At 59.5% G+C, this 23,711-nt stretch carries 29 protein-coding genes and 1 tRNA gene; 15 read left to right on the forward strand and 15 right to left on the reverse strand.

Annotated elements, in window-relative coordinates; all coding sequences use genetic code 11:
• The first annotated feature begins 209 nt into the window (after nt 1-209).
• The 4 genes from prfA to grxD all read left to right on the forward strand — a co-directional run bounded on the left by prfA (nt 210) and on the right by grxD (nt 2,815).
• A complete protein-coding gene (gene prfA, locus NDI87_RS08230) occupies nt 210-1,304 on the forward strand; it encodes a peptide chain release factor 1 (protein ID WP_296274646.1) in 1,095 nt (364 codons plus the stop codon).
• A gap of 6 nt (nt 1,305-1,310) precedes the next feature.
• Nucleotides 1,311-2,207: a peptide chain release factor N(5)-glutamine methyltransferase gene (gene prmC, locus NDI87_RS08235; protein WP_296274648.1), complete on the forward strand. Its 897-nt coding sequence runs from the start codon at nt 1,311-1,313 to the stop codon at nt 2,205-2,207.
• Complete coding sequence (locus NDI87_RS08240; protein WP_296274649.1) at nt 2,191-2,403, forward strand: SlyX family protein; 213 nt, start codon at nt 2,191-2,193, stop codon at nt 2,401-2,403. Before prmC ends, NDI87_RS08240 begins: the two co-directional genes overlap by 17 nt.
• An 85-nt stretch (nt 2,404-2,488) precedes the next feature.
• Nucleotides 2,489-2,815 (forward strand): Grx4 family monothiol glutaredoxin, encoded by a 327-nt coding sequence (gene grxD, locus NDI87_RS08245; RefSeq protein ID WP_296274651.1) that lies wholly within the window; start codon nt 2,489-2,491, stop codon nt 2,813-2,815.
• A gap of 42 nt (nt 2,816-2,857) precedes the next feature.
• On the opposite strand, the gene NDI87_RS08250 is transcribed toward grxD, so the two are convergent.
• Nucleotides 2,858-3,493: a lytic transglycosylase domain-containing protein gene (locus tag NDI87_RS08250; protein ID WP_296274653.1), complete on the reverse strand. Its 636-nt coding sequence runs from the start codon at nt 3,491-3,493 to the stop codon at nt 2,858-2,860.
• Between the two features lie 63 nt (nt 3,494-3,556).
• Complete coding sequence (locus NDI87_RS08255) at nt 3,557-5,311, reverse strand: proline--tRNA ligase (RefSeq protein ID WP_296274656.1); 1,755 nt, start codon at nt 5,309-5,311, stop codon at nt 3,557-3,559.
• A gap of 91 nt (nt 5,312-5,402) precedes the next feature.
• Here NDI87_RS08255 and NDI87_RS08260 point away from each other — a divergent pair, with 91 nt between their 5' ends.
• On the forward strand, nt 5,403-6,020 hold the full coding sequence (locus NDI87_RS08260) for an RNA pyrophosphohydrolase (protein ID WP_296274693.1): 618 nt from the start codon (nt 5,403-5,405) through the stop codon (nt 6,018-6,020).
• Nucleotides 6,013-6,528, forward strand: a complete 516-nt coding sequence (locus NDI87_RS08265; RefSeq protein ID WP_296274658.1) for a CNP1-like family protein — start codon at nt 6,013-6,015, stop codon at nt 6,526-6,528. Before NDI87_RS08260 ends, NDI87_RS08265 begins: the two co-directional genes overlap by 8 nt.
• Before the next feature lie 30 nt (nt 6,529-6,558).
• Here NDI87_RS08265 and proB read toward each other — a convergent pair whose 3' ends face one another.
• From proB to rplU, 4 genes are all read right to left on the reverse strand, one after another.
• Nucleotides 6,559-7,695: a glutamate 5-kinase gene (proB, locus tag NDI87_RS08270; RefSeq protein ID WP_296274660.1), complete on the reverse strand. Its 1,137-nt coding sequence runs from the start codon at nt 7,693-7,695 to the stop codon at nt 6,559-6,561.
• An 18-nt stretch (nt 7,696-7,713) separates the two neighbouring features.
• Nucleotides 7,714-8,793 carry an Obg family GTPase CgtA gene (cgtA, locus tag NDI87_RS08275; protein WP_296274662.1) on the reverse strand — a complete coding sequence of 360 codons (1,080 nt, stop codon included), beginning with the start codon at nt 8,791-8,793 and terminating at the stop codon, nt 7,714-7,716.
• 117 nt (nt 8,794-8,910) lie between these two features.
• A complete protein-coding gene (gene rpmA / locus NDI87_RS08280) occupies nt 8,911-9,171 on the reverse strand; it encodes a 50S ribosomal protein L27 (protein ID WP_296159460.1) in 261 nt (86 codons plus the stop codon).
• A gap of 55 nt (nt 9,172-9,226) precedes the next feature.
• Nucleotides 9,227-9,538, reverse strand: a complete 312-nt coding sequence (gene rplU, locus NDI87_RS08285) for a 50S ribosomal protein L21 (RefSeq protein WP_296274663.1) — start codon at nt 9,536-9,538, stop codon at nt 9,227-9,229.
• Nucleotides 9,539-9,730: 192 nt separating this feature from the next.
• Here rplU and NDI87_RS08290 point away from each other — a divergent pair, with 192 nt between their 5' ends.
• The 3 genes from NDI87_RS08290 to bamE all read left to right on the forward strand — a co-directional run bounded on the left by NDI87_RS08290 (nt 9,731) and on the right by bamE (nt 11,517).
• Nucleotides 9,731-10,681 (forward strand): polyprenyl synthetase family protein, encoded by a 951-nt coding sequence (locus NDI87_RS08290; protein WP_296274666.1) that lies wholly within the window; start codon nt 9,731-9,733, stop codon nt 10,679-10,681.
• An 18-nt stretch (nt 10,682-10,699) separates the two neighbouring features.
• A tRNA-Pro gene (locus NDI87_RS08295) sits at nt 10,700-10,776 on the forward strand.
• 240 nt (nt 10,777-11,016) lie between these two features.
• Entirely contained in the window at nt 11,017-11,517 is a 501-nt protein-coding gene (gene bamE / locus NDI87_RS08300) for an outer membrane protein assembly factor BamE (protein WP_296274667.1), read from the forward strand.
• 20 nt (nt 11,518-11,537) lie between these two features.
• On the opposite strand, the gene NDI87_RS08305 is transcribed toward bamE, so the two are convergent.
• Entirely contained in the window at nt 11,538-12,284 is a 747-nt protein-coding gene (locus NDI87_RS08305; RefSeq protein WP_296274668.1) for an SDR family oxidoreductase, read from the reverse strand.
• Between NDI87_RS08305 and dacB the strand changes: the two genes are divergently transcribed.
• Nucleotides 12,195-13,655, forward strand: coding sequence for a D-alanyl-D-alanine carboxypeptidase/D-alanyl-D-alanine-endopeptidase (dacB, locus tag NDI87_RS08310; protein ID WP_296274670.1), 1,461 nt, complete (start codon nt 12,195-12,197; stop codon nt 13,653-13,655). The two genes, NDI87_RS08305 and dacB, sit on opposite strands and share 90 nt — an antisense overlap.
• A 36-nt stretch (nt 13,656-13,691) precedes the next feature.
• Nucleotides 13,692-13,946 (forward strand): SemiSWEET transporter, encoded by a 255-nt coding sequence (locus NDI87_RS08315; protein ID WP_296274672.1) that lies wholly within the window; start codon nt 13,692-13,694, stop codon nt 13,944-13,946.
• 7 nt (nt 13,947-13,953) lie between these two features.
• Here the strand turns inward: NDI87_RS08315 and NDI87_RS08320 are convergent, their stop codons facing one another.
• From NDI87_RS08320 to purE, 3 genes are read right to left on the reverse strand one after another with little or no spacing between them, the layout of a single operon-like run.
• Complete coding sequence (locus NDI87_RS08320; protein ID WP_296274673.1) at nt 13,954-14,949, reverse strand: L-threonylcarbamoyladenylate synthase; 996 nt, start codon at nt 14,947-14,949, stop codon at nt 13,954-13,956.
• A gap of 12 nt (nt 14,950-14,961) precedes the next feature.
• Nucleotides 14,962-16,170 carry a 5-(carboxyamino)imidazole ribonucleotide synthase gene (locus NDI87_RS08325; protein ID WP_296274674.1) on the reverse strand — a complete coding sequence of 403 codons (1,209 nt, stop codon included), beginning with the start codon at nt 16,168-16,170 and terminating at the stop codon, nt 14,962-14,964.
• Entirely contained in the window at nt 16,167-16,661 is a 495-nt protein-coding gene (gene purE, locus NDI87_RS08330) for a 5-(carboxyamino)imidazole ribonucleotide mutase (RefSeq protein WP_296274676.1), read from the reverse strand. Before purE ends, NDI87_RS08325 begins: the two co-directional genes overlap by 4 nt.
• A gap of 36 nt (nt 16,662-16,697) precedes the next feature.
• On the opposite strand from purE, the gene trxA reads away from it, so the two are divergent.
• Nucleotides 16,698-17,654, forward strand: coding sequence for a thioredoxin (trxA, locus tag NDI87_RS08335; protein ID WP_296274678.1), 957 nt, complete (start codon nt 16,698-16,700; stop codon nt 17,652-17,654).
• Nucleotides 17,655-17,674: 20 nt separating this feature from the next.
• On the opposite strand, the gene NDI87_RS08340 is transcribed toward trxA, so the two are convergent.
• The 3 genes from NDI87_RS08340 to NDI87_RS08350 form a co-directional block, all read right to left on the reverse strand.
• Nucleotides 17,675-18,079 carry a ribbon-helix-helix domain-containing protein gene (locus tag NDI87_RS08340; protein WP_296274680.1) on the reverse strand — a complete coding sequence of 135 codons (405 nt, stop codon included), beginning with the start codon at nt 18,077-18,079 and terminating at the stop codon, nt 17,675-17,677.
• Between the two features lie 169 nt (nt 18,080-18,248).
• Nucleotides 18,249-18,830 (reverse strand): DJ-1/PfpI family protein, encoded by a 582-nt coding sequence (locus NDI87_RS08345; protein WP_296274682.1) that lies wholly within the window; start codon nt 18,828-18,830, stop codon nt 18,249-18,251.
• Nucleotides 18,831-18,909: 79 nt separating this feature from the next.
• On the reverse strand, nt 18,910-19,827 hold the full coding sequence (locus tag NDI87_RS08350) for a phosphoribosylaminoimidazolesuccinocarboxamide synthase (protein WP_296274684.1): 918 nt from the start codon (nt 19,825-19,827) through the stop codon (nt 18,910-18,912).
• 109 nt (nt 19,828-19,936) lie between these two features.
• Here NDI87_RS08350 and NDI87_RS08355 point away from each other — a divergent pair, with 109 nt between their 5' ends.
• Both NDI87_RS08355 and NDI87_RS08360 read left to right on the forward strand, forming a co-directional pair.
• Entirely contained in the window at nt 19,937-20,125 is a 189-nt protein-coding gene (locus NDI87_RS08355; RefSeq protein ID WP_296274686.1) for an addiction module toxin RelE, read from the forward strand.
• Complete coding sequence (locus tag NDI87_RS08360; protein WP_296274687.1) at nt 20,125-20,442, forward strand: transcriptional regulator; 318 nt, start codon at nt 20,125-20,127, stop codon at nt 20,440-20,442. The genes NDI87_RS08355 and NDI87_RS08360 overlap by 1 nt, the downstream gene beginning before the upstream one ends.
• Before the next feature lie 215 nt (nt 20,443-20,657).
• Here the strand turns inward: NDI87_RS08360 and NDI87_RS08365 are convergent, their stop codons facing one another.
• The gene (locus NDI87_RS08365; RefSeq protein WP_296274688.1) at nt 20,658-21,653 is read right to left on the reverse strand and encodes a helix-turn-helix domain-containing protein; all 996 of its coding nucleotides are present in this window, start codon (nt 21,651-21,653) and stop codon (nt 20,658-20,660) included.
• 159 nt (nt 21,654-21,812) lie between these two features.
• Between NDI87_RS08365 and NDI87_RS08370 the strand changes: the two genes are divergently transcribed.
• Nucleotides 21,813-22,706, forward strand: coding sequence for an MBL fold metallo-hydrolase (locus NDI87_RS08370; RefSeq protein WP_296274689.1), 894 nt, complete (start codon nt 21,813-21,815; stop codon nt 22,704-22,706).
• 429 nt (nt 22,707-23,135) lie between these two features.
• Here NDI87_RS08370 and NDI87_RS08375 read toward each other — a convergent pair.
• On the reverse strand, nt 23,136-23,711 hold a 576-nt coding region (locus tag NDI87_RS08375), incomplete at its 5' end, for a class II fructose-bisphosphate aldolase (protein WP_296274691.1).

Here is a 23,711-nt window from a genome sequence, read left to right on the forward strand (position 1 = left end):
CTCGCTAGAGGAGCCAACCCGCACATCCCATCAGGAACAAGACAGGGTAAAAACCCCATCAAAGTTCGAATGTACGGCTGCAATCTCTCCGACTTTTGCATCACTGTATTTAATGCTTGCTCAAAGGGGGCGTCCATGTACGCAATGACAATATGTCGGTCGCAGTGTCTGGCCTCCTCCTTCTCCCTGCCTTCATCTTCGCAACGTCAATGAAAACCTTTCTCCGTCAACAACTTGCTCGTTATGCCGACCGCCTGGGCGAGCTGGAGTTTTTGCTGTCGCGACCCGACATCATGAACGACATGGCGCAATTTCTGCTGCTGTCGCGCGAACATACCGAGGTGGCCGCCGTGGCGAGCCGCTGGCAACGCTACCAGCAGCGCGAGGCAGACCTGGCCGCGGCTCAGGAACTGCTCACAGGCAGTGCCGACGAGGCGGACATGGCGGCGCTGGCGCAGGAGGAAATGGATGCCGCCAACGCCGAGCTGCAGCAGCTTGAAGCCGAACTGCAGCGCATGTTGCTGCCCAAAGACCCCGATGACGCGCGCAATGCCTTTGTTGAAATTCGCGCCGGCACCGGCGGCGACGAGTCAGCCCTGTTTGCGGCCGACTTGGCGCGCATGTACCTGCGCTATTGCGAGCGCCGTGGCTGGAAACCAGAAATCATCAGCGAATCCCCCAGCGAACTGGGTGGCTACAAGGAAGTCGTCATCAAGGTTGACGGTGATCATGTCTATGGCGCCCTCAAGTTTGAGTCGGGCGGCCACCGGGTGCAGCGCGTGCCGGTCACGGAAACCCAGGGCCGTATCCACACCAGTGCCTGCACCGTGGCCGTGCTGGCTGAGCCCGATGAGGCCGAGGCCATCAAAATCAACCCGAGCGACCTGCGCATTGACACCTACCGCGCCAGCGGTGCTGGTGGCCAGCACATCAACAAAACCGATTCCGCGGTGCGCATCACCCACCTGCCCACCGGCATCGTTGCCGAGTGCCAGGACGGCCGCAGCCAGCACAGCAACAAGGCACAGGCCCTCAAGGTGCTCACGGCCCGCATTCAGGAAAAGGACCGTAGCGAACGCGCTGCCAAAGATGCGGCCGAACGCAAGAGTCTGGTCGGCAGCGGTGACCGCAGCGACCGCATCCGCACCTACAACTTTCCACAGGGTCGGCTCACCGACCACCGCATCAATCTGACGCTGTACAAGCTGCTCGCCATCATGGAAGGCGATCTGGATGATGTTGTCAATGCGCTGCAGGCCCACGAAGCAGCGGCGCAACTGGCTGCGCTGGAACTCAATGCCTGAAGCGCAATGAAGTCGATCAATCTGGTTCCCCAAACCCTCGGGCAAACCCTCGGGCAAACGCTCGCCAGCCTGCAAGCCAGGGGGCTGGATCGGCTGGACGCCCAACTGCTGCTGCTGCACTTGCTGGGCAAGCCCGCCAGCCAGCGCGGCTGGCTGCTGTCGCATGGTGATGCCCCGCTGCCACCGGCCATCGCCTCGGCCCTGGAACCCCTGGTGCAGCGCCGCCTGAGTGGCGAGCCATTGGCCTATCTGACAGGTCGCAAGGAATTTTTTGGGCTTGACTTGCAGGTCGATGCCCGGGTGCTGGTGCCCCGGCCTGATACCGAAACGCTGGTGAACTGGGCGCTGGAACTGCTCGACGGTCAGCAACGCGTGCTTGATCTGGGCACCGGGAGCGGTGCCATCGCCCTGGCGCTCAAGGCCAGCCAGCCGACGCTTCACGTCCACGCCACCGACTTAAGCGCCGAGGCCCTGGCCGTGGCCCAAGCCAATGCCCAAAGGCTCCAGCATGACGTCAGCTTCCATCAGGGCGCCTGGTTTGCCGCCCTGCCCGCCGCTGAACCCCGGTTTGACTGCATCGTCTCCAATCCGCCTTACATCGCTGAACTTGACCCGCACCTGGCGGCGTTGATGTTTGAGCCCGCGCAAGCGCTCACCAGCGGCTCTGACGGCCTGGACGACCTGCGCCAGCTCATCACCCAGGCCCCAAGGCATCTGGTGCCTGGCGGCTGGCTATTGCTGGAACACGGCTACGATCAGGCCCAGGCCGTGCGCAATTTACTGACCGACACAGGCTTTGTGCAAGTGCAATCACTTCGTGACCTGGCTGGCATCGAGCGCTGCAGCGGCGGCCAATTCAAGCCGACAAACCAAAGGCATCCCGACCATGACCAACCCCACTGAAGAGCGCCTGACCCAGCTGGAAGTCAAAGCCAGTTTTGCCGAAGACCTGCTGGACAAGTTCGACCAGATCATCATCCGCCAGCAAGACCAGATCGACCGACTGGAACGCGAAGTGCAGTGGCTGCGCCAGCAAACCCCGCAAGAAGACATGGCAGCGCCACGCAACCCGCGCGACGAGTTGCCACCCCACTATTAGCATCCCTAAGCCCGGCAGGGTCTCGCCCCCAGCCGACGTTAAAAGTGAAATAATTCGGTCTGTTTTAAAAATAGGAATTTCTAGCATGAGCGACGCACAACAACGCATTGACGACCTGGTCAAGCACAACGACATTCTGCTTTTCATGAAAGGCACGGCCAGTTTTCCGCAGTGCGGCTTCTCAGGCCGCGCCATCCAGATCCTGAAAGCCTGTGGCGTTGACCCCAAAGCCATCAAAACCGTCAATGTTCTCGAAGACGATGGCATTCGCGCCGGCATCAAGGACTACAGCAACTGGCCCACCATTCCGCAGTTTTATTTCAAGGGCGAGTTCATCGGCGGCTCCGACATCATGATGGAAATGTACGAGAACGGTGAATTGCAGACCATGCTGGGCGCGCCTGCAGCCTGATACACCGTGGCTGACAACCCCGATGGGGTTGCTTCAGCGGGTTCAGGCAAGCCAGACCTTCTGCGCCTTCAGCACCGCTTGCGGGTAAGGCGCACGGCCTCGTGAGCCGTTATAACGCCCCAGCGCCATAAACCAGTCACCCCCTTCACGGTTCAGGTAGTGGCGCAAAATCACACAGCCAAAGCGCAAATTGGTCTGCATGTGAAACAGCTTGCCGGCATCGCCATCCGCCAGCACCCGGGTCCAGAAGGGCATCACCTGCATGTACCCGCGTGCTCCCGCGCTACTCACGGCAAACTTGCGAAAATTGCTCTCCACCTGAATCAGCCCCAACACCAGCGACTCGTCCAAACCGGCGCGCCGGGCTTCGTACCAAACGGTTTGCAGAAATTCCTTGCGCGTATTCCAGTCTGAATATTTGCTGGCCAGGCGCTCGCTCATGGCGCCCAGCCAACGCAAATAACGCAGCCGCGACTCGGTGTCTGAAAACTCTGGCACGGGTGGCGCCTGGTTGGCAATGGCGGAGCTCAAGGCGGTGCGAACGGAGTCAACCAAAGGCTCTTCCATTTGCGCCCCGGCCCAGGATGGCTCTGCATAAAGAAGCGAGCCCAGTGCTGCTCCGACACCAAATTGACGAACGTTTAAAACACTTGCAAGAATGGCTCGCCTGGTTGTCATCACATCACGCCGTCACCGCAAGTACAACGCGACACACCATGCATTTCAGGTACATGGATTGGTTCATGGACAGACTTTAACCTTCAGTTTCGTCATCAGCAAGCTGGTGATCCCGCTCAGCGGAATCGCGCTGGCAGCCGCATCCCGGCGGTGCTGGTACTCCACGTTGCCTTCTTTCAAGGCCCGGTCACCAATGTTGACGCGGTGCGGCACACCAATCAGTTCCCAGTCGGCAAACATGGCGCCCGGGCGCTCGCCGCGGTCATCCAGCATCACGTCCACGCCGGCAGCCAGCAACTCGGCATACAGCTCGTCTGCGGTGGCCTTGACTTCCGGCGAACGTTCCGCATTGATCGGGCACAGCACCACTGTGAACGGTGCCAGCGCGTCGGGCCAGATGATGCCGCGCTCGTCGTGATTTTGCTCAATGGCGGCGGCTGGCAGACGCGTGATGCCAATGCCGTAACAGCCCATTTCCATGAACTGGGGCTTGCCATTCTGATCCAGAAAGGTGGCGTTCATGGCCTGGCTGTATTTGGTACCCAGGTAAAAGACATGGCCCACCTCGATACCGCGTTCGATTGCCAGCACACCCAGTCCGTCTGGCGAGGCATCACCCGCCACGACATTGCGCAAGTCGGCCACCAACGCCGGCTCGGGCAGATCGCGGCCCCAGTTGACACCGGTGATGTGAAAGTCGGGCTCGTTGGCACCGCAGACCCAATCGCTCATCACCGCCACTTCGCGGTCCACCACCACCTGCACCGGCATCTTCAGGCCGATTGGCCCCAAATAGCCTGGCAAACAGCCGAAATGTTCTTCGATCTCGGCCAGCGTGGCAAAGCGAAAAGCCTGCAGCCCCGGCAACTTGCTGACCTTGACTTCGTTCATGTCGTGGTCGCCGCGCAGCAGCAGCAGCCAGACCTGTGTTTTCACCACCGCACCCTGCTCGTTGAGCGCATCGGTCGCCAGCACCAACGATTTGACGGTACGGCTCAGGGGCAGATCCAGCAACTCCGCCACGGCGGCACAGGTGCTCTTGCCAGGCGTGGCGGTTTTGGTCATGGTTTGCAAGGCAGCAGGGCGCGGGCGTGCGGGAGCCAACGCCTCGGCTTTTTCCATGTTGGCCGCGTAGTCGCTGCCCGGGCAATAGACGATGGCATCTTCACCGGTGGCGGCAATCACCTGGAACTCTTCGCTCAAATCCCCGCCAATAGCACCACTGTCGGCGGCTACCGCACGGTAGGTCAGACCAAAGCGGTCAAAGATACGGCGGTAGGTTTGCGCCATGACCTGATAGCTGGCCTTGGCGGCGGACTGATCACGGTCAAAGCTGTAGGCGTCTTTCATGATGAATTCACGGCCCCGCATCAGACCGAAACGCGGTCGGCGTTCATCGCGGAATTTGGTCTGGATCTGGTAAAAATTCTTCGGCAACTGTTTGTAGCTGCGAATTTCCTGGCGCGCAATGTCCGTTACCACCTCTTCGCTGGTCGGTTGAATCACAAAGTCGTTCGCGTGGCGGTCCTTGATGCGCATCAGCTCAGGGCCCATTTTTTCAAAACGGCCGGTTTCAGCCCACAACTCAGCAGGCTGCACCACCGGCATGGCCAGCTCGACTGCGCCGGCACGGTTCATTTCTTCACGCACGATGGCCTCTACTTTGCGCACCACGCGCAGGCCCATGGGCATCAGGGTGTAAATACCGGCACCCAGTTTTTTGATCATGCCGGCACGCAGCATGAGCTTGTGGCTGACAACTTCGGCATCCGCCGGGGCTTCTTTGAGGGTGGAAATAAAAAATTGGGAGGCTCTCATGGGGATATCCAGCGATCTGTCAGGGTTATGCCGCTTGCTGCACAGCCGGGGCTGTGCATAATCAAGCTAATTTAAAAATTGGGGTTTGATTATGCTTGACCGGGACGGCTTTAGGCCGAACGTCGGCATCGTCCTGCTCAACCAGAAAAATCAGGTGTTTTGGGGCAAGCGTATTCGTACGCACTCCTGGCAGTTTCCGCAGGGTGGCATTGACCGGGGCGAAACCCCCGAGCAGGCCATGATTCGGGAGTTGCATGAAGAAATTGGACTGCAACGTGAACATATTCGCATTGTGGCCCGCACCCGTGACTGGTTGCGCTATGAGGTGCCAGACCGTTTTATTCGCCGCGATTCGCGCGGTTTTTACAAAGGCCAGAAACAGATCTGGTTCTTGTTGCAACTCGTCGGTCACGACTGGGATTTGAACCTGCGCGCCACCAGCCATCCAGAGTTTGACGCCTGGCGCTGGAACGATTATTGGGTGCCGCTGGATGCCGTGGTGGAGTTCAAGCGTGAGGTCTATGTGACGGCGCTAACCGAGTTGTCACGCTTTTTGCCGCGCAATGAACATCGAAACCGATTTTTGCGTCAGGGCATCCGGCCGCTCCATCTGGAGCAGACCTGCGCTGACATGCCGGATGCCAGTTTTGAGATGCCCCCGGGCGCCACCCACGAATCACTGCCCCCGTCTGGACAACAACATGCCTGAATTACGGTTTCCACACCATCTGACTTCCGCCTTGAAAAATTGGCTGTTGCTAGGCTTGGCGTGTTGCGCATTGGGAGCACAAGCACAAGGCCCGGCCGATGACCCGGACTGGAAAGAAACCGAGGTTCCAGCGCCACCCAAATTCGACGCCAAGCAGCGGGTAGCCATTGACATGCCGCCTTATGTGAGCATGAAATTTGGCATTGATCCAGCTACTTTGGCCATCACACCCGACGGCATCGTGCGCTATACCATGGTGGCAGTCAGCCCCAGCGGCGCCGTGAATGCGTTTTATGAAGGCATTCGCTGCGCTACGGGGGAAGTCAAGAGTTATGCCCGAGCCAACGCCAGCGGCGTCTGGACTCTGGTGAAAGACCCGCAATGGCGCAGGCTCAACGACAAGCAGCCTTCCAAACACGCACTGGCGCTGGCCCAGCAAGCTGCCTGTGAAGGCAATGCCAGCGCCAGCTCGGCGGCGGATATCCTCAAAAAACTCAAAGGCAATTAGCCTGGCAGGCAGGTGCCTGCCATCACGGTGTCAGCGTTTGAGCACCAGGTTGTCGCGGTGCACCATTTCTGGTTCTGCCACATAACCCAGCAAAGCTTCAAACGCGCTGGAGGGCTTGCGGCAGATCAGGCGCGCCTCGGTGCAGGCGTAATTGGCCAGCCCACGGGCGATTTCAAGCCCTTGGGGGTCACGGATGGCGATCACATCACCCCGCGAAAAATCGCCCTCCACACCGGTCATGCCGATGGGCAACAGGCTTGACCCTTCACCCAACAACTTGACCACTGCACCGGCATCCACCGTGACGGCGCCACGCAATTGCAAATGGTCGGCAATCCACTGCTTACGCGCCTGGGTTTTCTGTGTGGCTGCCACCAGCAACGTGCCAATGGCCTCGCCCTGGGCCAGGCGCAGCAAGGCATCGGGCTCGCGCCCCCAAGCGATCACGGTCGATGCCCCCGAGCCCGCTGCCCGCTTGGCGGCCAGGATTTTGGTAATCATGCCGCCGCGCCCCAAACTGGAACCAGCACCGCCGGCCATGGCCTCCAGCTCGGCATCGCCGGCCTGTGCCACATGCACAAACCGGGCATTGGCGTCCTTGCGCGGATCGGCAGTGAACAAACCTTTTTGATCTGTCAGGATGATCAGCGCGTCAGCTTCAACCAGGTTGGCCACCAGGGCGCCCAGCGTGTCGTTGTCGCCGAACTTGATCTCGTCATTGACCACGGTGTCATTTTCATTGATCACCGGCACCACGCCGAGTTTGAGCAGGGTCAGCAGCGTGGAACGCGCATTGAGGTAGCGCTCGCGATCCGCCAGATCAGCGTGCGTCAGCAGCACCTGGGCGCTACCCAGGCCGTTTTCGCGCAGTTTGGTCTCGTACATGTGCGCCAGGCCCATTTGGCCCACGGCCGCGGCCGCCTGCAACTCATGGATTTCATGCGGGCGCTTGGCCCAGCCCAGACGCTTCATGCCTTCGGCAATGGCACCACTGGAGACCATGATGACCTCTCGCCCCTGATGCACCAGCACCGCCATTTGCCGGCACCATTCGCCAATGGCAGCTTCATCCAGACCCCGGCCGTCATTGGTCACCAGGCTGGAACCCACCTTGATGACCACGCGACGGGCATCACGCAATGCTGAATTCTCTTGTTCTTGAGCCATTTAAGCCTCTTGGGCAAGTCATTTTTGTTCGGGTTCTACCGCATCGGCAAAGCGCGGGTCGATGACCTCAGGCTCCAGTTCAATTTTTTGCTGGGCACTGATGTGCTTGTACACCGCCTTGATTAGCGACTCGCAGCCCTCGCGCGTCAGTGCCGAGATTTCAAACACCGGTCCCTTGAACTTGAAGCGTTTGACAAAATCCTTGACCAGGGCCTCGCGCTCTTCCGAAGGTACCATGTCGAGCTTGTTGAGCACCAGCCAGCGCGGTTTTTTGTACAGCGCGGTATCGTATTTCTTGAGCTCATTGACAATCGCCTTGGCCTGCGCCACGGTATCGATGCCATCGTCAAACGGGGCCATGTCGACCACATGCAGCAGCAAGCGGGTGCGCTGCAAATGGCGCAGGAACAAATGCCCCAGGCCGGCACCTTCAGAAGCGCCTTCAATCAACCCTGGCAAGTCAGCTACGACAAAGCTCTGCTCTGGCCCGACTCGCACCACACCCAGGTTGGGGTGCAGCGTGGTGAATGGGTAGTCGGCAATGCGCGGACGTGCGTTCGATATCGCCGTGATCAAGGTTGATTTGCCCGCATTGGGCATACCCAGCAGACCGACGTCGGCCAGCACCTTGAGTTCCAGCTTGAGGTTGCGCTTTTCGCCGGGCCAGCCTGGCGTTTTTTGGCGCGGTGCGCGGTTGATGGCGCTCTTGTACCGCAGATTACCAAAACCACCGTCGCCGCCTTTGGCAATGGTGATCACCTCACCCGGCTTGAGCAACTCAAACAACACTTCGCCGGTTTCGGCGTCGGAGATGATGGTGCCCACCGGCATTTTGAGCGTGATGTCTTCACCGGCGGCACCAAACATGTCGGAACCCATGCCATGCTGACCGCGCTGGGCATCATGCCGGCGCGAAAAACGGTAATCAACCAGGGTGTTGAGGTTGGGGTCTGCTACCGCAAACACATGGCCGCCACGGCCGCCATCGCCGCCATTGGGGCCGCCAAACTCTTTGTATTTCTCATGCCGAAACGAGACGCAGCCAGCGCCACCATCTCCAGCGGAGACATCAATGTAGGCTTCGTCAACGAATTTCATGATGACCTAATCAGTTGGGGACAGAGCTTGCAGAGCTGCGGTCTGTCCCGCAAGGTGTTTCAAAAATAAAAAACCCCGCGCCGTGCGCAGGGTCTTGTGTGGGGACAGGGTCAGCCCTTAAGCTGCTGCTGTCACGCTCACGGTGTGCCGGTTCAAAGCGCCCTTGATGGCGAACGACACATGACCTTCTGTCAATGCAAACAGCGTGTGGTCCTTGCCAATGCCAACGTTGGCACCGGGGTGGAACTGGGTGCCGCGCTGGCGCACGATGATCGCGCCAGGTGCGACCAACTGGCCACCAAACATCTTCACACCGAGCATTTTGGGCTTGGAATCGCGCCCATTTCGCGTCGAGCCGCCGCCTTTTTTATGTGCCATGATTCTCTTTCTTAATCAGTTGGGGACAGAGCTAAAGATCTGTCCCGCAAAACTATCAGGCCGTAATCGCACCAATCAGGAGTTCAGTGAACTGCTGACGATGACCTTGACGTTTTTGGTAGTGTTTACGACGGCGCATTTTGAAAATACTGACCTTGTCGTGTTTGCCATGTGCCAAAACTGTGACACTGACGGCTGCACCGGACACCAAGGGTGTACCAACCTTCAACTCTGCGCCGCTGCCGACTGCCAGAACCTGGTCGATCACAATCTCTTGGCCTACATCCGCAGCAATCTGTTCTACTTTAATTTTTTCGCCGGTTGCAACTCTGTATTGTTTGCCACCAGTTTTTATGACCGCGTACATAATAACCTCTTAATAATGCTCTCCGAACGAATTTTCGCAGAGCCCGGAATTATGGCACAAGTCCATGCTACTGTCCAATAATGGGTAGATTGGGCAAGGTTTGGACAAACCAGGGCTTGCAGACTTTCTATAATCCGCACAACTAATCGGGTCACTGTCTTGCAAGCCACTCAATCTCAAAAACCCAGCTTTATGGCGATCATCGCGCAGGATATGCGAGAGGTCGATCTGGTCATTACGCATCGCCTGGACTCCGGCGTACCACTGGTGGGACAAGTCTCGCGGTACATCATTTCTGCTGGCGGCAAGCGGCTGCGCCCTGCACTGCTGTTATTGATATGCGGCGCCCTTGGTTACACAGGTGCCCAGCGCTTCAACCTGGCGGCTGTGGTGGAATTCATCCACACATCCACCCTGCTCCATGACGACGTGGTGGACGATTCATCCATGCGGCGCGGCAACCCTACCGCCAACGAAACCTTTGGCAATCCAGCCAGCGTTCTGGTGGGTGATTTCCTGTATTCACGCTGCTTTCAAATGATGGTGGATGCGCAAAACATGCGCATCATGGAAGTGCTTGCAGAAGCCACCAATGTCATCGCTGAAGGCGAAGTCATGCAATTGATGAACATGCACAATGCAGCACTGGATGAAACAGGCTACCTGCATGTGATCCGCTCCAAAACTGCAAAACTGTTCGAAGCAAGCGCACGCGTAGGCGCCATTTTGGCCAATGCCAGTCCCGACATGGAAGCGGCCTGCGCCAACTACGGGCAAGCCCTTGGCACCGCCTTTCAAATCATTGACGATGTGCTTGACTACACCGGCGACGCGACGGTGATGGGCAAGAACCTGGGTGACGATTTGCGCGAGGGCAAGACCACGCTGCCCCTGATCGCAGCCATGCAGCGCGCCAGCGATCAAGAGCGTCAACTCATTCAAAGCGCCATTGAAACCGGCAAGCTTGAGCTGATTGACCAAGTTGTGGCCATTGTGCAAGCCACCGGTGCCCTGGATGTGGCGCGTCAAGCCGCCGCAGACGAAGCACGCCGCGCCATCATGGCTGCCGAGCAATTGCCAGACAATGCGCACAGGCAGTGTTTGATACAATTGGCGGCTCAGTTGTTGGAGCGTCAATCCTGACGTTTCAGAGCAACAAATCGGAATGTAGCGCAGCCTGGTAGCGCACTTCGTTCGGGACGAAGGGGTCGGAGGTTCGAATCCTCTCATTCCGACCAAATAAATCAATGGGTTAGCTCAGAATTCGAGCTAACCCATTTTGCTTTCTTCTGCTTTGGCATCAATTTAGCAACATCGCCGAGGCTTACGCTCGGCCCAGCCCATTTTTTGGATGGTGGCATCGTGACAGCCCGCTGACATGGAATAGCTACGAACTGATCTTGCACAGCACGGAACTTGCGCTTCACAATACTTGTCCAAGGTGCACGCCGTTAGTGGCAATTTCAGGAGGTCCCAGGATGCCATATCGTATTTCTCGTTGGAGTTGGCTGTTGTTGCCATGGCTTGCCGCCTGCAGCAGCTACGCGCCACCTGCCAATTTGCTCAGCATCACCAGAGAAGAACTGGTAGCCCGAATGGGGGAGCCAGATAGGGCGCGGCAGATGAACGAGGGAACCCGGCTGGAGTTCCCGCGCGGGCCGATGGGGAAACATACCTGGTTTGTTTACCTTGATGCGGCAGGGCGCCCTATCAGGTCCGAGCAGGTTCTAACCGAACAGAACTTCAACCGGATCAACCCGGGCATGGTTCAGGATGAGGTGCGTCAACTGCTTGGCCGACCCAGTGAGGTGCAGGCGCTCGGACGTTCGCGTGGCGTGGTGTGGAGCTACCGCTACGAAAATTACTTGTGCCAATGGTTTCAAGTGGAACTGACGCTGGAGCAGCAGGTGCGCTCAACAGGTTATGGGCAGCCGCCCGAATGTATGGGTAGGGACGACATCCTTGTGTCTCTGCGGTAAGTGGCTCGCAGAACTGCGTTTCAACGACCACCCGAGACATCGATAAATGATCCGGTGGTGTAGGAAGCTTCATTCGAGAGCAACCACAACGCGGCCTGCGCCACCTCCAGTGGCTCGCCGCCCCGCGCCATGGGCACAGACGACTGCAATCTGCTTACCCGGCCAGGTTCGCCACCGCTGGCATGTATCGTCGTATGAATCAAACCAGGGCGTACGCCATTGACACGAATTTTTTCAGCTGCCACTTCCTTTGACAAGCCAATCGTCAGCGCATCCAGTGCAGCTTTGGACGCCGCATAGTCAACATACTCACCCGGTGAACCCAGGGCTGCCGCGCGTGAGGAAATATTGACGATGCTGCCGCCCAAACCACCGTGCCTGGTTGACATGCGCCTCACGGCCTCGCGTGCGCACAGAAAACTGCCGGTCACATTGGTTGCCAAAATGCGATTGATACGTGCCGCGTCCATCTCCTCAACGCGCATCTGGGGAGACAGAATACCGGCGTTATTGATGAGTGCATTCAAACGCCCAAATCGCTTGTCAATCTGCGCGAACAGGCTTTCAACAGCTGCCTCATCAGACACGTCGGCCTGGATCGCCAAAGCCCTTCCTCCCGCGCTTTCAATGGCGGCGATGACTGCGGCGGCGACCGCCCAACACCTCATAATATAAAAATGCAAGCACCCATGTCCCTCACGCGCCTCGTTTTGTGCACCTTGCTCTGCTTGTCGGGCAGCTTGTGCAGCGTCAGTGTTTTGGCGCAAGCCTTGCCGAGCTCGGTGCAGACCGCGTTAAAGCGCGCCCAGGTGCCGACTGACGCCGTCGCTTTACTGGTGATGGATGCCGATGGCCGCACCGCGCCACGACTGAGTCACCGCGCAAATCAGGCCATGAACCCGGCATCGGTCATGAAACTGGTCACCACCTTTGCCGCGCTCGACCTGTTGGGGCCGGCCTACACCTGGCGCACGCCGGTCTGGGTGAATGGCCCGGTGGTCAATGGCGTGCTGCAAGGCAGCGTTTTCATCCAGGGCAAGGGCGACCCGAAACTGGTGCTTGAGAAAATCTGGTTGCTGCTGCGCCGCTTGCAGGGTTTGGGCATCCATACCATTGCGGGCGACATCGTGCTCGACAGCAGCGCCTTTGAGATGCTGGCGACTGACCCGGCCCAATTTGATGGCGAACCGCTGCGACCCTACAACGCCGCAGCGGATGCCTTGCTGATCAACTTCAAATCCGTGGTGATGACGTTTGCGCCAGACCTGCTGGCCAACATCGCCCGCGTGCAATTCGACCCGCCACTGTGGGGCGTTCAGCTACAGACCAGCGTGCCACTGAGCCCCGGCAAGCCTGGCGTCACCGAAGCCTGCAACGATTACCGAGGCGGTCTCAAAGCTGATTTTTCTGACCTCACGCGGATCCGGTTCAACGGCAGTTATGCCGCAAGCTGTGGCGAAAAGGTATGGCCCATCGCCTATGCCGACCCCGGCAGTTACAACGCCCGCGCCATCGAAGGGCTGTGGCGCAGCATGGGTGGCTTGCTGACCGGTACCGTCCGCACCGGTAACGCGCCGCAGGAGCCCGCCACGTTTGAGATCATCTCGCCGACACTGGCGGAAGTGATTCGCGACGTCAATAAATTCAGCAACAACGTGATGGCGCAGCAGGTGTTTTTAACACTGGGGCTGGCCGCCATCCCTGCAAACGAGCGCCCCGCCACCACCGAATCGGCCCGCGAAGCCGTGCGCCAATGGTGGCTGCGCCGCATCAGCGCCAGCGACCCGCCCAGCCTCGACAACGGCTCCGGCCTGTCGCGCCACAACCGCATCAGCGCGCAGCAGTTGGGGCAACTGCTGCAAGTGGCCTATGCCTCGCCTATGATGCCCGAGTTGATGTCATCGCTGCCATTGGTGGGTGTAGATGGCACCCTTAAACGCAGCCAGGCCAGCAGCGCCAGCGCCCATTTGAAAACCGGCAGCCTGCGCGAAGTGACCGCACTGGCGGGCTTTGTGCACGCCGCCAGCGGCAAGCGTTATGTGCTGGTGGCGATCGTCAATCACCCCAATGCGGGTGCGGTTCGCCCGGCACTGGACGCCTTGATTGACTGGGCCGTGAGGGACAATCAGGCCCAGTGATGCCCGCTGCGCATCTGCCCCACTCATCCCGATACCATGAACCTCACCGACCTGATCGGCACCCTTGCCGCCGTGCTGACCACCATCAGCTTTTTGCCCCAGGCACTGCACACCTTCCGTACCAAAGATGTCCGGGGCATCTCGCTGGGCATGTACAGCGCGTTCACGCTGGGCGTGGCCCTGTGGCTGGTCTATGGCCTGCTGCTGGGCGCTTGGCCGGTGGTCATCGCCAATGTGATCACACTGGCCTTGGCCGCTACCATTCTGGTGATGAAACTGCGGTATCGGTAACTTGCGGCTAAATGGTCGCAGCGCGCTGCAAACGATCCCGCACACCGTCCCATTCAGACGCATCCGGTGGGATTTCCACCCAGATTTGCGCCACACCTTGAAAATCAAACGCACGCAACACCGCGAACAATTGCCGGGCGGCAATGGTCGCATCAGACGGCATGCGTTGAGACAACACGCCGGCTGCTGGCACCTGGAGCAAGCTGCGGTGCCACACAGCCACGCTGGTCCCAAGCACATCATCACGCAAAGCCGCCTGCATCTGCTTCGCATCCATCAGCCGCACCCGCGCACGGGGGGCGTAATGCGACTCCAGCGTGCCCGAGGCCTTGGGCGCAGGTAAAACCGACGAAAACAGTTCGTCTTCCGGCAACACCCTCAAACCACACACCGCCTGCACCTGTTCCGGCGTGATGGCCCCTGGGCGCAGCAGCACCGGCTGACCACGGGTGCAATCGATGATGGTGGACTCAATGCCCACATTGCAGGCGCCGCCGTCCAGAATCAACAGGTCGTCACCAAATTCACCCTGCACATGCACCGCCGTGGTGGGGCTGACGCGGCCAAACTGGTTGGCACTCGGTGCCGCCAGACCCCAGACAGGCAAAGGCATGAGCGCTTTCAGCACCGCTTGCGCGACCGGGTGCGACGGGCAGCGCAGGCCGATCGTGGGATTGCCACCGGCGGTGGCGTTGGCCACACCGGGCCGGCGCGGCAGGATCAGGGTCAGCGGACCGGGCCAGAAGGCTTGCATAAGTTGCCGGGCAAACTCTGGCACCTCTGAAGCGTAATGCGCCACCGCGCTGATATCGGCCACATGGACGATCAGCGGGTGGTCCGCCGGACGGCCTTTGGCTTGAAAAATCTTGGCCACTGCCGCATCGTCGTCGGCATTGGCGGCCAGGCCGTAAACCGTTTCAGTGGGCAAACCCAGCAAACGACCAGACCGGATGCAAAGGGTTGCGGCGACTATGGACTCAGGTGCATCACCCGGCAGGATCATGGCATCAACCCATTAAAAAAACGGCGCAATGCCCAGCACACTGGCGGCAGCCAGCGCCGTGCTGCGGGCCTGCTCCGGGGTAGCCGCTGTGACGGTCAAATGCCCCATCTTGCGGCCCTTGCTGGCTTTGAGCTTGCCGTACAAATGCAGGTGCACGCCGGGCAAGGCCAGCACCTGGTCCCAACGCGGCGTGGCCCCATCGACCCACAAATCACCGAGCAAATTGAGCATCACTGCGGCGCTGTGCTGGCGCGGCTGCGTCAGGGGCAGGCCCGCCAGGGTGCGCACCTGCAAGTCAAACTGCGACACATCACAGGCATCCAGCGTGTAATGACCACTGTTGTGCGGGCGCGGCGCCATTTCGTTGACCACCAACGCACCGATAGCTTCACTCTCAGGAGAGCCTTCTGCAAGTACAAAAAACTCGACACACAACACGCCCACGTAATTGAGTTCAGCGGCAATATTTTTGGCCGCTTGCACCGCCTGATTGGCAAGGGCGGGCGCCATATTTCCCGCATAGGCCTCGGTCACGGCCAGGATGCCCTCGCGGTGCACATTAAGCTGAGGGGCAAAGTGCACCACACTGCCGTCCCAGCCGCGCGCCACAATCACCGAGCACTCAGCGGCCAAGGGCAGCATTTGCTCCAGCACGCAGGGCACGTTTTTCAGCGCATCCCAGGCGCTCTTTAATTCTGCGCGGCTGCTGCAGCGCACCTGGCCCTTGCCGTCATAACCCAGGCGGGCGGTTTTTAGAATCCCGGGGAGAAGCGAATCAGGCACGGCCGCCAGTTGCGCCGCCGTTTCAATCACCGCATAAGGTGCCACAGGCACCCCGCTGAGTGCCAAATGCGCTTTTTCCTTGATGCGGTCCTGCGCGATGGCCACCGCGTCGGCGCTGGGCGCGGTGGGGCGTGCCGCGCCCAGGGTGACCAATGCGGGCGCAGGTACGTTTTCAAACTCGGTGGTCACAGCCGCACAACGCTGCAACAGCTGGGTCAGGCCTTGCTCGTCGAGGTAGTCGGTTTTGATGTGGTAGTGGCTCACCAGTCCGGCCGGACTGATGACGTCGGGGTCGAGCACCACGGTGAAGTAACCCATGGCCTGGGCCGCCTGCACAAACATGCGTCCCAGCTGGCCACCGCCCATCACGCCCAGGGTGGTGGGCTGGCCACTGCCATTCAAGCCGGTAGCGCCGGGCAGCAACATCGGGCCGGTCATAACTTGGGCGGCAGTGTCATGCCGCGCGCCATTTGGGTTTGTTCAGCACGAAAGTCTTCCAGCTTGGCGCGCAGCACGATGTCGGAGTTGGCCAGCATGGCCACCGCAAACAGCGCGGCATTGGCTGCCCCGGCGGCGCCAATGGCAAAGGTGGCCACCGGAATGCCCTTGGGCATTTGCACAATGCTGTGCAAGGAATCAACACCGCTCAGGTGTTTGCTGGCCACCGGCACGCCCAGAATGGGCACTGTGGTCTTGGCCGCCAGCATGCCCGGCAGGTGTGCTGCGCCACCGGCGCCGGCGATGATGGCCTTGAGACCACGGCCCACGGCGGTGTCAGCATAGGCGAACATATCGTCTGGCATGCGGTGCGCCGAGACCACCCGGGCCTCGTGGGGGATGCCAAACTGTTGGAGAATGTGGACTGCGTGCTGCATGGTGTCCCAGTCGGAGCTGGAGCCCATGAGCACACCGATTTGTATTGAGTTCATCCTCGAATTTTACGATTGACCTAAGCGCACCACACCATGATTGATGTCACCATCCAAAATTTTGAAACCGAGGTCATCGCCGCCTCCATGAACACGCCGATCCTGATCGACTTCTGGGCGCCCTGGTGCGGCCCCTGCAAGTCACTCGGGCCCATTCTGGAACAGCTCGAAGTGGACTACCAGGGCCGCTTCACGCTGGTCAAGATCGACTCGGATCAAGAGCAGCAACTGGCCCAGGCCTTTGGCATTCGCAGCATCCCCACCTGTATTCTGATGATGGGTGGCAAACCTGTGGACGGCTTCATGGGTGCCCAAACGGCCACCCAGGTACGCACTTTTCTGGACAAGCACCTGCCCAGTGAAGGTGAACTGGTGGCTGAAGCCGAAGCCGACGCTGCCAAAGAACTATTGCAGGCGGGCGATACCGAAGCGGCGCTGGCCAGGCTGGCCGACGCGCTGGCCGCTGACCCGGGTAACGACGACGCCCGTTATGACTACATCAAACTCTTGATCGAGCTGGGTGGGCTGGAAGAAGCCGAGGCCACACTGGCCCCCAAACTCACCGAGATTCCGCGCAAGTTACGCTTTGAAGCCTTGTCGCAATGGCTCAATGCGATTCAATTTGCAGCGACCGGCCCTTATGCCAGTTGGACGATTGAGCAGTTTGACGAAAAAATTGCCCTGAACAAGCGCGACTTTGACACCCGTTTTGCCAAAGCCCGGCTGTTGATGGCCGTGGGCGAATGGACCGCCGCCATGGACGAGCTGCTGGAGATCATCATGCGCGACAAGAAATGGGCCGATGAGGCACCACGCAAAGCTTTTGTCGCCATCCTGGAACTGCTGACTCCGCCCAAGCCCAAGGCGGCCGCGCAAGCCAGCGGAAAGACTGCCGGCGGCATCGAGGTGCTGGGCAAGGCACAGGTTGAGGAAGACCCGCAGGCGGCACTGGTGTCCAAGTACCGCCGTCAATTGAGCATGGTGCTCAACTGATCGCACAGCAACCGACCCGCTTAAGCCGCCCGCGCCTTATTTGTACTGGGTGGCACGACGCTCCATGACGCCAGTCGAGGCAGCGGCCAACGCTCGGTCGCAAGCACCCGCTGCGCATTCAAACTGGCAATCGGAATCGACGTATTCTGGGGAATGCCGCCAGAGAGCTGTAGCGCCAGGTAACGACCACAGCTGACCCGCAGAAACGAGGCGAAGTTGTCCACTTCGCCTCGGGCTTCGATCAGTTCATCGTAGAGCTTGGTACAGAGTTGTGGCACGCGCATGCCGTCACGCCGGGCGATGTCATCAAGCACATTCCAGAACAGGTTTTCCAGCCGGATGCTGGTGGCCACGCCATGCAGACGCACCGAACGGGCGCGGCATTCGTACAAATGAGGATCGGCATTGATGAAAACCTGGCACATGCTTGGCTCCCTGGATGAACATGAGGCGCCCCAGCATGCACCGGCAGCTGGCATGCGTCAATGCGGAAAAACCAGAGGAACCTGCTGGCTGTCATTGCGAACGTAGTGCGGCAATCCATACCCCCGGGATCGCATGGACTGCCGCGCTTCGCTCGCAGTGACGAATGACTTACAAGGTGATTTTGGTGCCCAGCAGCGCCAGAAATTGCCCAATCCAGGCCGGGTGCGCGGGCCAGGCCGGTGCGCTCACCAGGTTGCCTTCGGTGAACGCCGCGTCAATTGGAATCTGGGCATAGGTGCCGCCGGCGCGCTCGACTTCCACCTGGCACGCCGGATAAGCCGAGCAGGTGCGGCCCTTGAGCACATCGGCCCCGGCCAGCAGCTGCGCGGCGTGGCAGATGGCGGCCACCGGTTTGTTGGCCTCAAAGAAGTGCCGCACCATGGTCACCACCGCCGGGTAGGTGCGCAGATACTCGGGACCACGGCCACCCGGCAGCACCAGCGCGTCGTAGTCCTGCACCTTGATGTCGGCAAAGCTGGCATTCAAGGCAAAGTTGTGGCCCGGCTTTTCGCTGTAGGTTTGCGCGCCTTCGAAGTCGTGGATGGCGGTCTTGATGGCGTCACCGGCCTTTTTGTCCGGGCACACCGCGTGCACCGTGTGGCCGACGGCCAGCAGCGCCTGAAACGGCACCATGGTTTCGTAGTCTTCGCAATAGTCACCACAAATCATCAGAATCTTTTTAGCAGCCATGTCGGTCTCCTGTGGGTTGTTGAACACCAACCCATTCTGAAACGCAGCTACTAATCCGTGGTGGTATCCGGTTGTGACATCAGGCCGTCAGGCGCTGTAGCGCCTCCTGGTACTTGGCCGCGGTTTTTTCGATCACTTCACGCGGCAGGTGCGGTGCCGGCGGGCTTTTGCTCCAGGGCTGGCCGGCGACCAGGGCGGTTTCCAGCCAGTCGCGCAGGAACTGCTTGTCGTAACTGGGCGGGTTGACACCCTCCTGATAGCTCTCGGCGGGCCAGTAGCGCGACGAATCAGGTGTCAGCACCTCGTCCATCAACATCAAGGTGCCGTCCTTGTCCAGACCAAACTCGAACTTGGTGTCGGCGATGATGATGCCTTTGGTGGCGGCAAAGGCGCTGGCGGCCTTGTACAGCGCAATGCTGATGTCGCGGATGCGGGTGGCCAGGTCGGCACCGATCATCTCGACGGTTTTCTCGAAGGTGATATTTTCGTCATGGTCGCCCATTTCGGCCTTGGCCGCCGGGGTGTAAATGGGTTCTGGCAATTTACTGGCATTTTTCAGGCCGGCGGGCAGTTTGACACCGCACACCGCACCGTTGTCCTGGTATTCCTTCCAGCCGCTGCCCGCCAGATAGCCGCGCACCACCGCTTCCACCAGAATGGGTTTGAGGCGCTTGACCAGCATCGAGCGGCCCGCCACCTGCGGCACTTCGGCGGCCGTAACGACGCTCTCCGGCGCTTCGCCGGTGAGGTGAATCGGGCAGATGTTCAAGCCCTTCGGGCCCAACTTGTCAAACCAGAACAGCGCCATTTGCGTCAACAACACGCCTTTGCCCGGAATCGGCTGGCCCATGATGACGTCAAAAGCGCTGATACGGTCGCTGGCCACCATCAAAATGCAGTCATCGCCCACCGCATAGTTGTCGCGCACCTTGCCGCGCGCCAGCAACGGCAGTGAGGTGATGTTGGAGGTGTGCAGGGCTGCCTGGGATTGGGTCATGATGCGTTAACTTGAAAAGTTGGTTTCAGAAAGATGGTGCGAGTTTAGATTCAATGCCAAGTCTTTCCTGAAACTTTACTTCCATACGCAACTAACGTATAATTAAATTATGAAAGCTACCTTTGTTGAGCTACCACCTTTCGAGCGCACTCGCAAAGACTACCTGGACGACGAAGCCTACGGGCTTTTGCAGCTTGAGCTGATGGAGAACCCAACTGCGGGTGATGTCATGGTAGGCACTGGTGAATTGCGGGTGATAGCTTTTGAAAAACCGACACCCACAAGATGGAGCACATGATGACCAATAAGCGCGATATTTTTGCTGAACTCACAGAAGGTTTTGATGCACTCAAATCCGAACGCGAGGGCAAGCTCACGCTACGCACCTTTAAGGTTGAAAGCAAACCCGCGCCGGTGCTGCTACCGCAAGATGTGATCCAGGTGCGTGAACAGTTGCGCTTGTCGCGCCCGGTGTTTGCGCACTACCTGCGCACCAACCCCCGAACGCTTGAAAACTGGGAACAGGGTCGCGCTAAACCCAATGCACAGGCAGCGTTGCTGATTCGTATGGTGGCGCAGTTCCCCGACATGGTGCAGCGACTGGCAGTTATTTAAAAATCCATTGCCACGATTTGTATTCAGCAAAAAAAGAAAAACTATTTCGGCTTCGCAGCGGGAGCGGGTACTCGCCAGCGGCAGCTTCTGGATGTTGAAATGAATGGTTGACTTGCCAGTCAGAGGTCGTTCGTGGCGGTCACAAGGAGCCCAAACCGCCATACGCATCCATAGCGGGTTGGTGACCGTAGGCATTGGTGGACCGGGCTCCCGGCTCAACTCTCGTTAGCGATTGATGCGTTCAAGGCGCCTTGTCGACCTTCACAGAAGAGCCGCCTGTATGACGAGGGTGATGTGTGCAGCTGGCTCGCAAAGTGCTGACGCAGGGACAGTGCAGAGCCCAAGCCCACCTCAGTCGCAACCTGCTCAATCGGCAAATCCGTGGTTTCCAGCAGTTGCTGCGCTCTAGCAGTACGCGCGGCAGCCAGCCACTTGACGAAGGTGGTGCCCGTGGCCTCACGAAAGCGCCGGGTAAAGGTGCGCCGACTCATGCGCGCCAAATCGGCCAACACATCCAGTGACAGCGGTTGCGACAAATGCTCGCGCGACCACTCCAGCACACCCGGCAAACGGTTCTCGCTGGGCAGTGCAGGCACCGGCTGCTCAATGTATTGCGCCTGCCCGCCCTGGCGATGTGGCGGGGTCACCAGCAGCCTCGCCACGCGGTTGGCAACCTCGGCGCCATGGCGCTGACGCACCAGGTTCAGGCAGCAGTCAATCGCAGCAACCGTCCCGGCGGACGTAATGACATTGCCGTCGTCCACATAAAGCACGTCAGGGAGAAAGTGAGTCTTGGGAAAACGCTCGGCGAAAAGTGCGCGACAGGCCCAATGTGTTGTGGCGCGGCGCCCGTCCAGCAAGCCCGCATCACCCAACACAAAGGCGCCCAGGCACAGGCCGACAACCTGGGCGCCGCGGGCGTGGGCCTGTCGCAGTGCGTCAGTCAGGACGGCGGGAGCGATGTTGGCCGGATAGTTCCAGGCCGGGACGATGACAAGGTCGGCATCGTCCATGGCGTCAAGGCCGCCAGGCACCTCAATCTCCATACCTTGATCGCAGCGCACGCGGCCGGGAGTCGGAGCGCAGTACCGCACCTCGTACGGAGGCAGTCCGCTGGGTGCCGGCGCCACGCCAAACACGATGCCTGGCACCGAGAGGTGAAAAAGGCTGACACCTTCGAAAGCAAGAACGGCGACACGGACGGGCTGCATGGAGTCTCCAGAGAGGGGTGATGCGAATTGGCCCGATTTTATCTAATATTGTCATTTGGGCCAATGGTGCAAAACCCTGCCTACTCGGAAAATTGACTCCAACGCGCATCCGACATCTTCATTGCGCGCAATCAACCCCATGTCACAAAGGAAAAAACCATGAAAGTCTTGAACGTTCTGCGCAACGCCGTAGCCCTCGGTGGCATCGCCACTCTCGTCGCATGTGGCACAGGCACCTCCAGCACAGCGGTTGCGCCCACTTCTGCGACGTCCGCCGTCAAGGTCCAGCAAATCCGCAACGCCACCATCAAGGTGGACTATGCGGGCACCACTTTCCTCATCGACCCCATGTTGGCGAAGAAGGGGACTTACCCCGGCTTCGAGGGCACCTACAACAGCCAGTTGCGCAACCCGCTGGTCGAGTTGCCCATGCCGCTGGCCGAGGTGATGAAGGCCGACGCCATTATCGTCACCCACACACATTTGGACCATTGGGATGACGCAGCCAGGCAGAGCCTGCCCAAGAACCTCCCGGTCTTTGCGCAAAACGAAGCCGATGCCCAGAGCATCCGCAAGGACGGGTTCACGAACGTGCGCGTGCTGACCAAAGACACCCTGTTCAATGGCACGCGCCTGAACCCCACGGGTGGCCAGCATGGCGATGACAAGACCATGGCAGTGGCTGGTGAACTCCTGGGACAGGTGATGGGGGTCGTATTCCAGCGCCAGGGACACAAAACGGTGTACGTCGCTGGTGACACGGTCTGGAATAGCCAGGTTGAAGGCGCAATCAATCAATACCAGCCGAATGTCATCATCCTCAACACGGGTTATGCCCGAATCCAGGGGCTGGACGGCTCCATCATCATGGGCAAGGAGGACCTCTACCGCGCCTCCCAGATGGCCCCTCAGGCCAAGGTCATCGGTAGTCACATGGAGGCAGTGAACCACGGCATGCAGACGCGCAAGGAACTGCGGGACTACATTGCAGAAAAAGGCATGGATTCCACGCGTGTTCTTGTGCCAGCGGACGGTGAGTCGTATAGCTTTTGAGCTGTTGTACGGCTAGATACGGTTGCTCCTCTTTCTACAGCCTCGCTCACAGGCTACGAAGGAGGGGTGTATGGCGCGAACACGGTTCCTGCGGAAGGTCCGCTATGGCCGGGTGCGGGCGCAGCAATCAGGGAAATCGACGGCACATTGTTGACGGTCAAGCTGCTGATTTCAATGTCGGGTATGGAGCGAGAATTTTGAATGGGTGGAGGTCAGCATCGGGTCTGCTGCAGACCGCTGTGATCTGAAACAGTACTTGGCACCACTATCCCAATGCCCCCATATCGGTTCTGCCAGCAACGCAACACAAGGCGGGGATGGGGTAGATGTTGGGCGCGACATTAAAAAGTCCGAAGGACGCTGAGCGCCCGGCGTCTACCCCACCCCCGCCGACTCAAACCTAACGCAGTCTTGGCAGCAAAAGGGGGGTCAGTTCACAACCTGCGCCAGCTCACCACGGGCATATTTTCCGGCCACCTCAAACAGGCTATGGCCCTTGATTTTGGCGCCCTGGCCTTCGCAACCAAACTGCAAATAGCGCTGTTTGCACAGGGCTTTGGCAGCTTCGCGGGCCGGCTTGAGCCAGTCGCGGGCATCAAACTTGTCCGGATTCTCAAACATGTACTTGCGCACGGCGGCGGTCATGGCGAGACGGATGTCGGTGTCGATGTTGATCTTGCGCACGCCGTACTTGATGGCCTTCTGGATTTCTTCGACCGGCACGCCATAGGTCTCCTTCATCTTGCCGCCGTACTGGTTGATGAGCGCCAGCGACTCCTGCGGCACGCTGCTGGAGCCGTGCATCACCAGATGCGTGTTGGGCAGGCGTTTGTTGATTTCCATCACGCGGTCGATCGCCAGAATGTCGCCGGTGGGCTTGCGCGTGAACTTGTAGGCACCGTGACTGGTGCCAATGGCAATGGCCAGCGCGTCGAGCTGGGTGCGCTTGACAAAGTCGGCCGCTTGTTCGGGGTCAGTCAGCATTTGCTCACGGGTCATGGTGGC

Origin of the sequence: Rhodoferax sp. (assembly GCF_023701345.1) — a bacterium.
Taxonomy (GTDB): Bacteria; Pseudomonadota; Gammaproteobacteria; order Burkholderiales; family Burkholderiaceae_C; genus Rhodoferax.

Excerpts from the sequence above, each read along its gene's own strand:
- prfA (WP_296274646.1), top strand. The coding sequence starts at position 210 with ATGAAAACCTTTCTCCGTCAACAACTTGCTCGTTATGCCGACCGCCTG.
- prmC (WP_296274648.1), top strand. The coding sequence starts at position 1,311 with ATGAAGTCGATCAATCTGGTTCCCCAAACCCTCGGGCAAACCCTCGGG.
- NDI87_RS08240 (WP_296274649.1), top strand. The coding sequence starts at position 2,191 with ATGACCAACCCCACTGAAGAGCGCCTGACCCAGCTGGAAGTCAAAGCC.
- grxD (WP_296274651.1), top strand. The coding sequence starts at position 2,489 with ATGAGCGACGCACAACAACGCATTGACGACCTGGTCAAGCACAACGAC.
- NDI87_RS08250 (WP_296274653.1), bottom strand. The coding sequence starts at position 3,493 with ATGACAACCAGGCGAGCCATTCTTGCAAGTGTTTTAAACGTTCGTCAA.
- NDI87_RS08255 (WP_296274656.1), bottom strand. The coding sequence starts at position 5,311 with ATGAGAGCCTCCCAATTTTTTATTTCCACCCTCAAAGAAGCCCCGGCG.
- NDI87_RS08260 (WP_296274693.1), top strand. The coding sequence starts at position 5,403 with ATGCTTGACCGGGACGGCTTTAGGCCGAACGTCGGCATCGTCCTGCTC.
- NDI87_RS08265 (WP_296274658.1), top strand. The coding sequence starts at position 6,013 with ATGCCTGAATTACGGTTTCCACACCATCTGACTTCCGCCTTGAAAAAT.
- proB (WP_296274660.1), bottom strand. The coding sequence starts at position 7,695 with ATGGCTCAAGAACAAGAGAATTCAGCATTGCGTGATGCCCGTCGCGTG.
- cgtA (WP_296274662.1), bottom strand. The coding sequence starts at position 8,793 with ATGAAATTCGTTGACGAAGCCTACATTGATGTCTCCGCTGGAGATGGT.
- rpmA (WP_296159460.1), bottom strand. The coding sequence starts at position 9,171 with ATGGCACATAAAAAAGGCGGCGGCTCGACGCGAAATGGGCGCGATTCC.
- rplU (WP_296274663.1), bottom strand. The coding sequence starts at position 9,538 with ATGTACGCGGTCATAAAAACTGGTGGCAAACAATACAGAGTTGCAACC.
- NDI87_RS08290 (WP_296274666.1), top strand. The coding sequence starts at position 9,731 with ATGGCGATCATCGCGCAGGATATGCGAGAGGTCGATCTGGTCATTACG.
- bamE (WP_296274667.1), top strand. The coding sequence starts at position 11,017 with ATGCCATATCGTATTTCTCGTTGGAGTTGGCTGTTGTTGCCATGGCTT.
- dacB (WP_296274670.1), top strand. The coding sequence starts at position 12,195 with ATGCAAGCACCCATGTCCCTCACGCGCCTCGTTTTGTGCACCTTGCTC.
- NDI87_RS08315 (WP_296274672.1), top strand. The coding sequence starts at position 13,692 with ATGAACCTCACCGACCTGATCGGCACCCTTGCCGCCGTGCTGACCACC.
- NDI87_RS08320 (WP_296274673.1), bottom strand. The coding sequence starts at position 14,949 with ATGATCCTGCCGGGTGATGCACCTGAGTCCATAGTCGCCGCAACCCTT.
- NDI87_RS08325 (WP_296274674.1), bottom strand. The coding sequence starts at position 16,170 with ATGACCGGCCCGATGTTGCTGCCCGGCGCTACCGGCTTGAATGGCAGT.
- purE (WP_296274676.1), bottom strand. The coding sequence starts at position 16,661 with ATGAACTCAATACAAATCGGTGTGCTCATGGGCTCCAGCTCCGACTGG.
- trxA (WP_296274678.1), top strand. The coding sequence starts at position 16,698 with ATGATTGATGTCACCATCCAAAATTTTGAAACCGAGGTCATCGCCGCC.
- NDI87_RS08340 (WP_296274680.1), bottom strand. The coding sequence starts at position 18,079 with ATGTGCCAGGTTTTCATCAATGCCGATCCTCATTTGTACGAATGCCGC.
- NDI87_RS08345 (WP_296274682.1), bottom strand. The coding sequence starts at position 18,830 with ATGGCTGCTAAAAAGATTCTGATGATTTGTGGTGACTATTGCGAAGAC.
- NDI87_RS08350 (WP_296274684.1), bottom strand. The coding sequence starts at position 19,827 with ATGACCCAATCCCAGGCAGCCCTGCACACCTCCAACATCACCTCACTG.
- NDI87_RS08355 (WP_296274686.1), top strand. The coding sequence starts at position 19,937 with ATGAAAGCTACCTTTGTTGAGCTACCACCTTTCGAGCGCACTCGCAAA.
- NDI87_RS08360 (WP_296274687.1), top strand. The coding sequence starts at position 20,125 with ATGACCAATAAGCGCGATATTTTTGCTGAACTCACAGAAGGTTTTGAT.
- NDI87_RS08365 (WP_296274688.1), bottom strand. The coding sequence starts at position 21,653 with ATGCAGCCCGTCCGTGTCGCCGTTCTTGCTTTCGAAGGTGTCAGCCTT.
- NDI87_RS08370 (WP_296274689.1), top strand. The coding sequence starts at position 21,813 with ATGAAAGTCTTGAACGTTCTGCGCAACGCCGTAGCCCTCGGTGGCATC.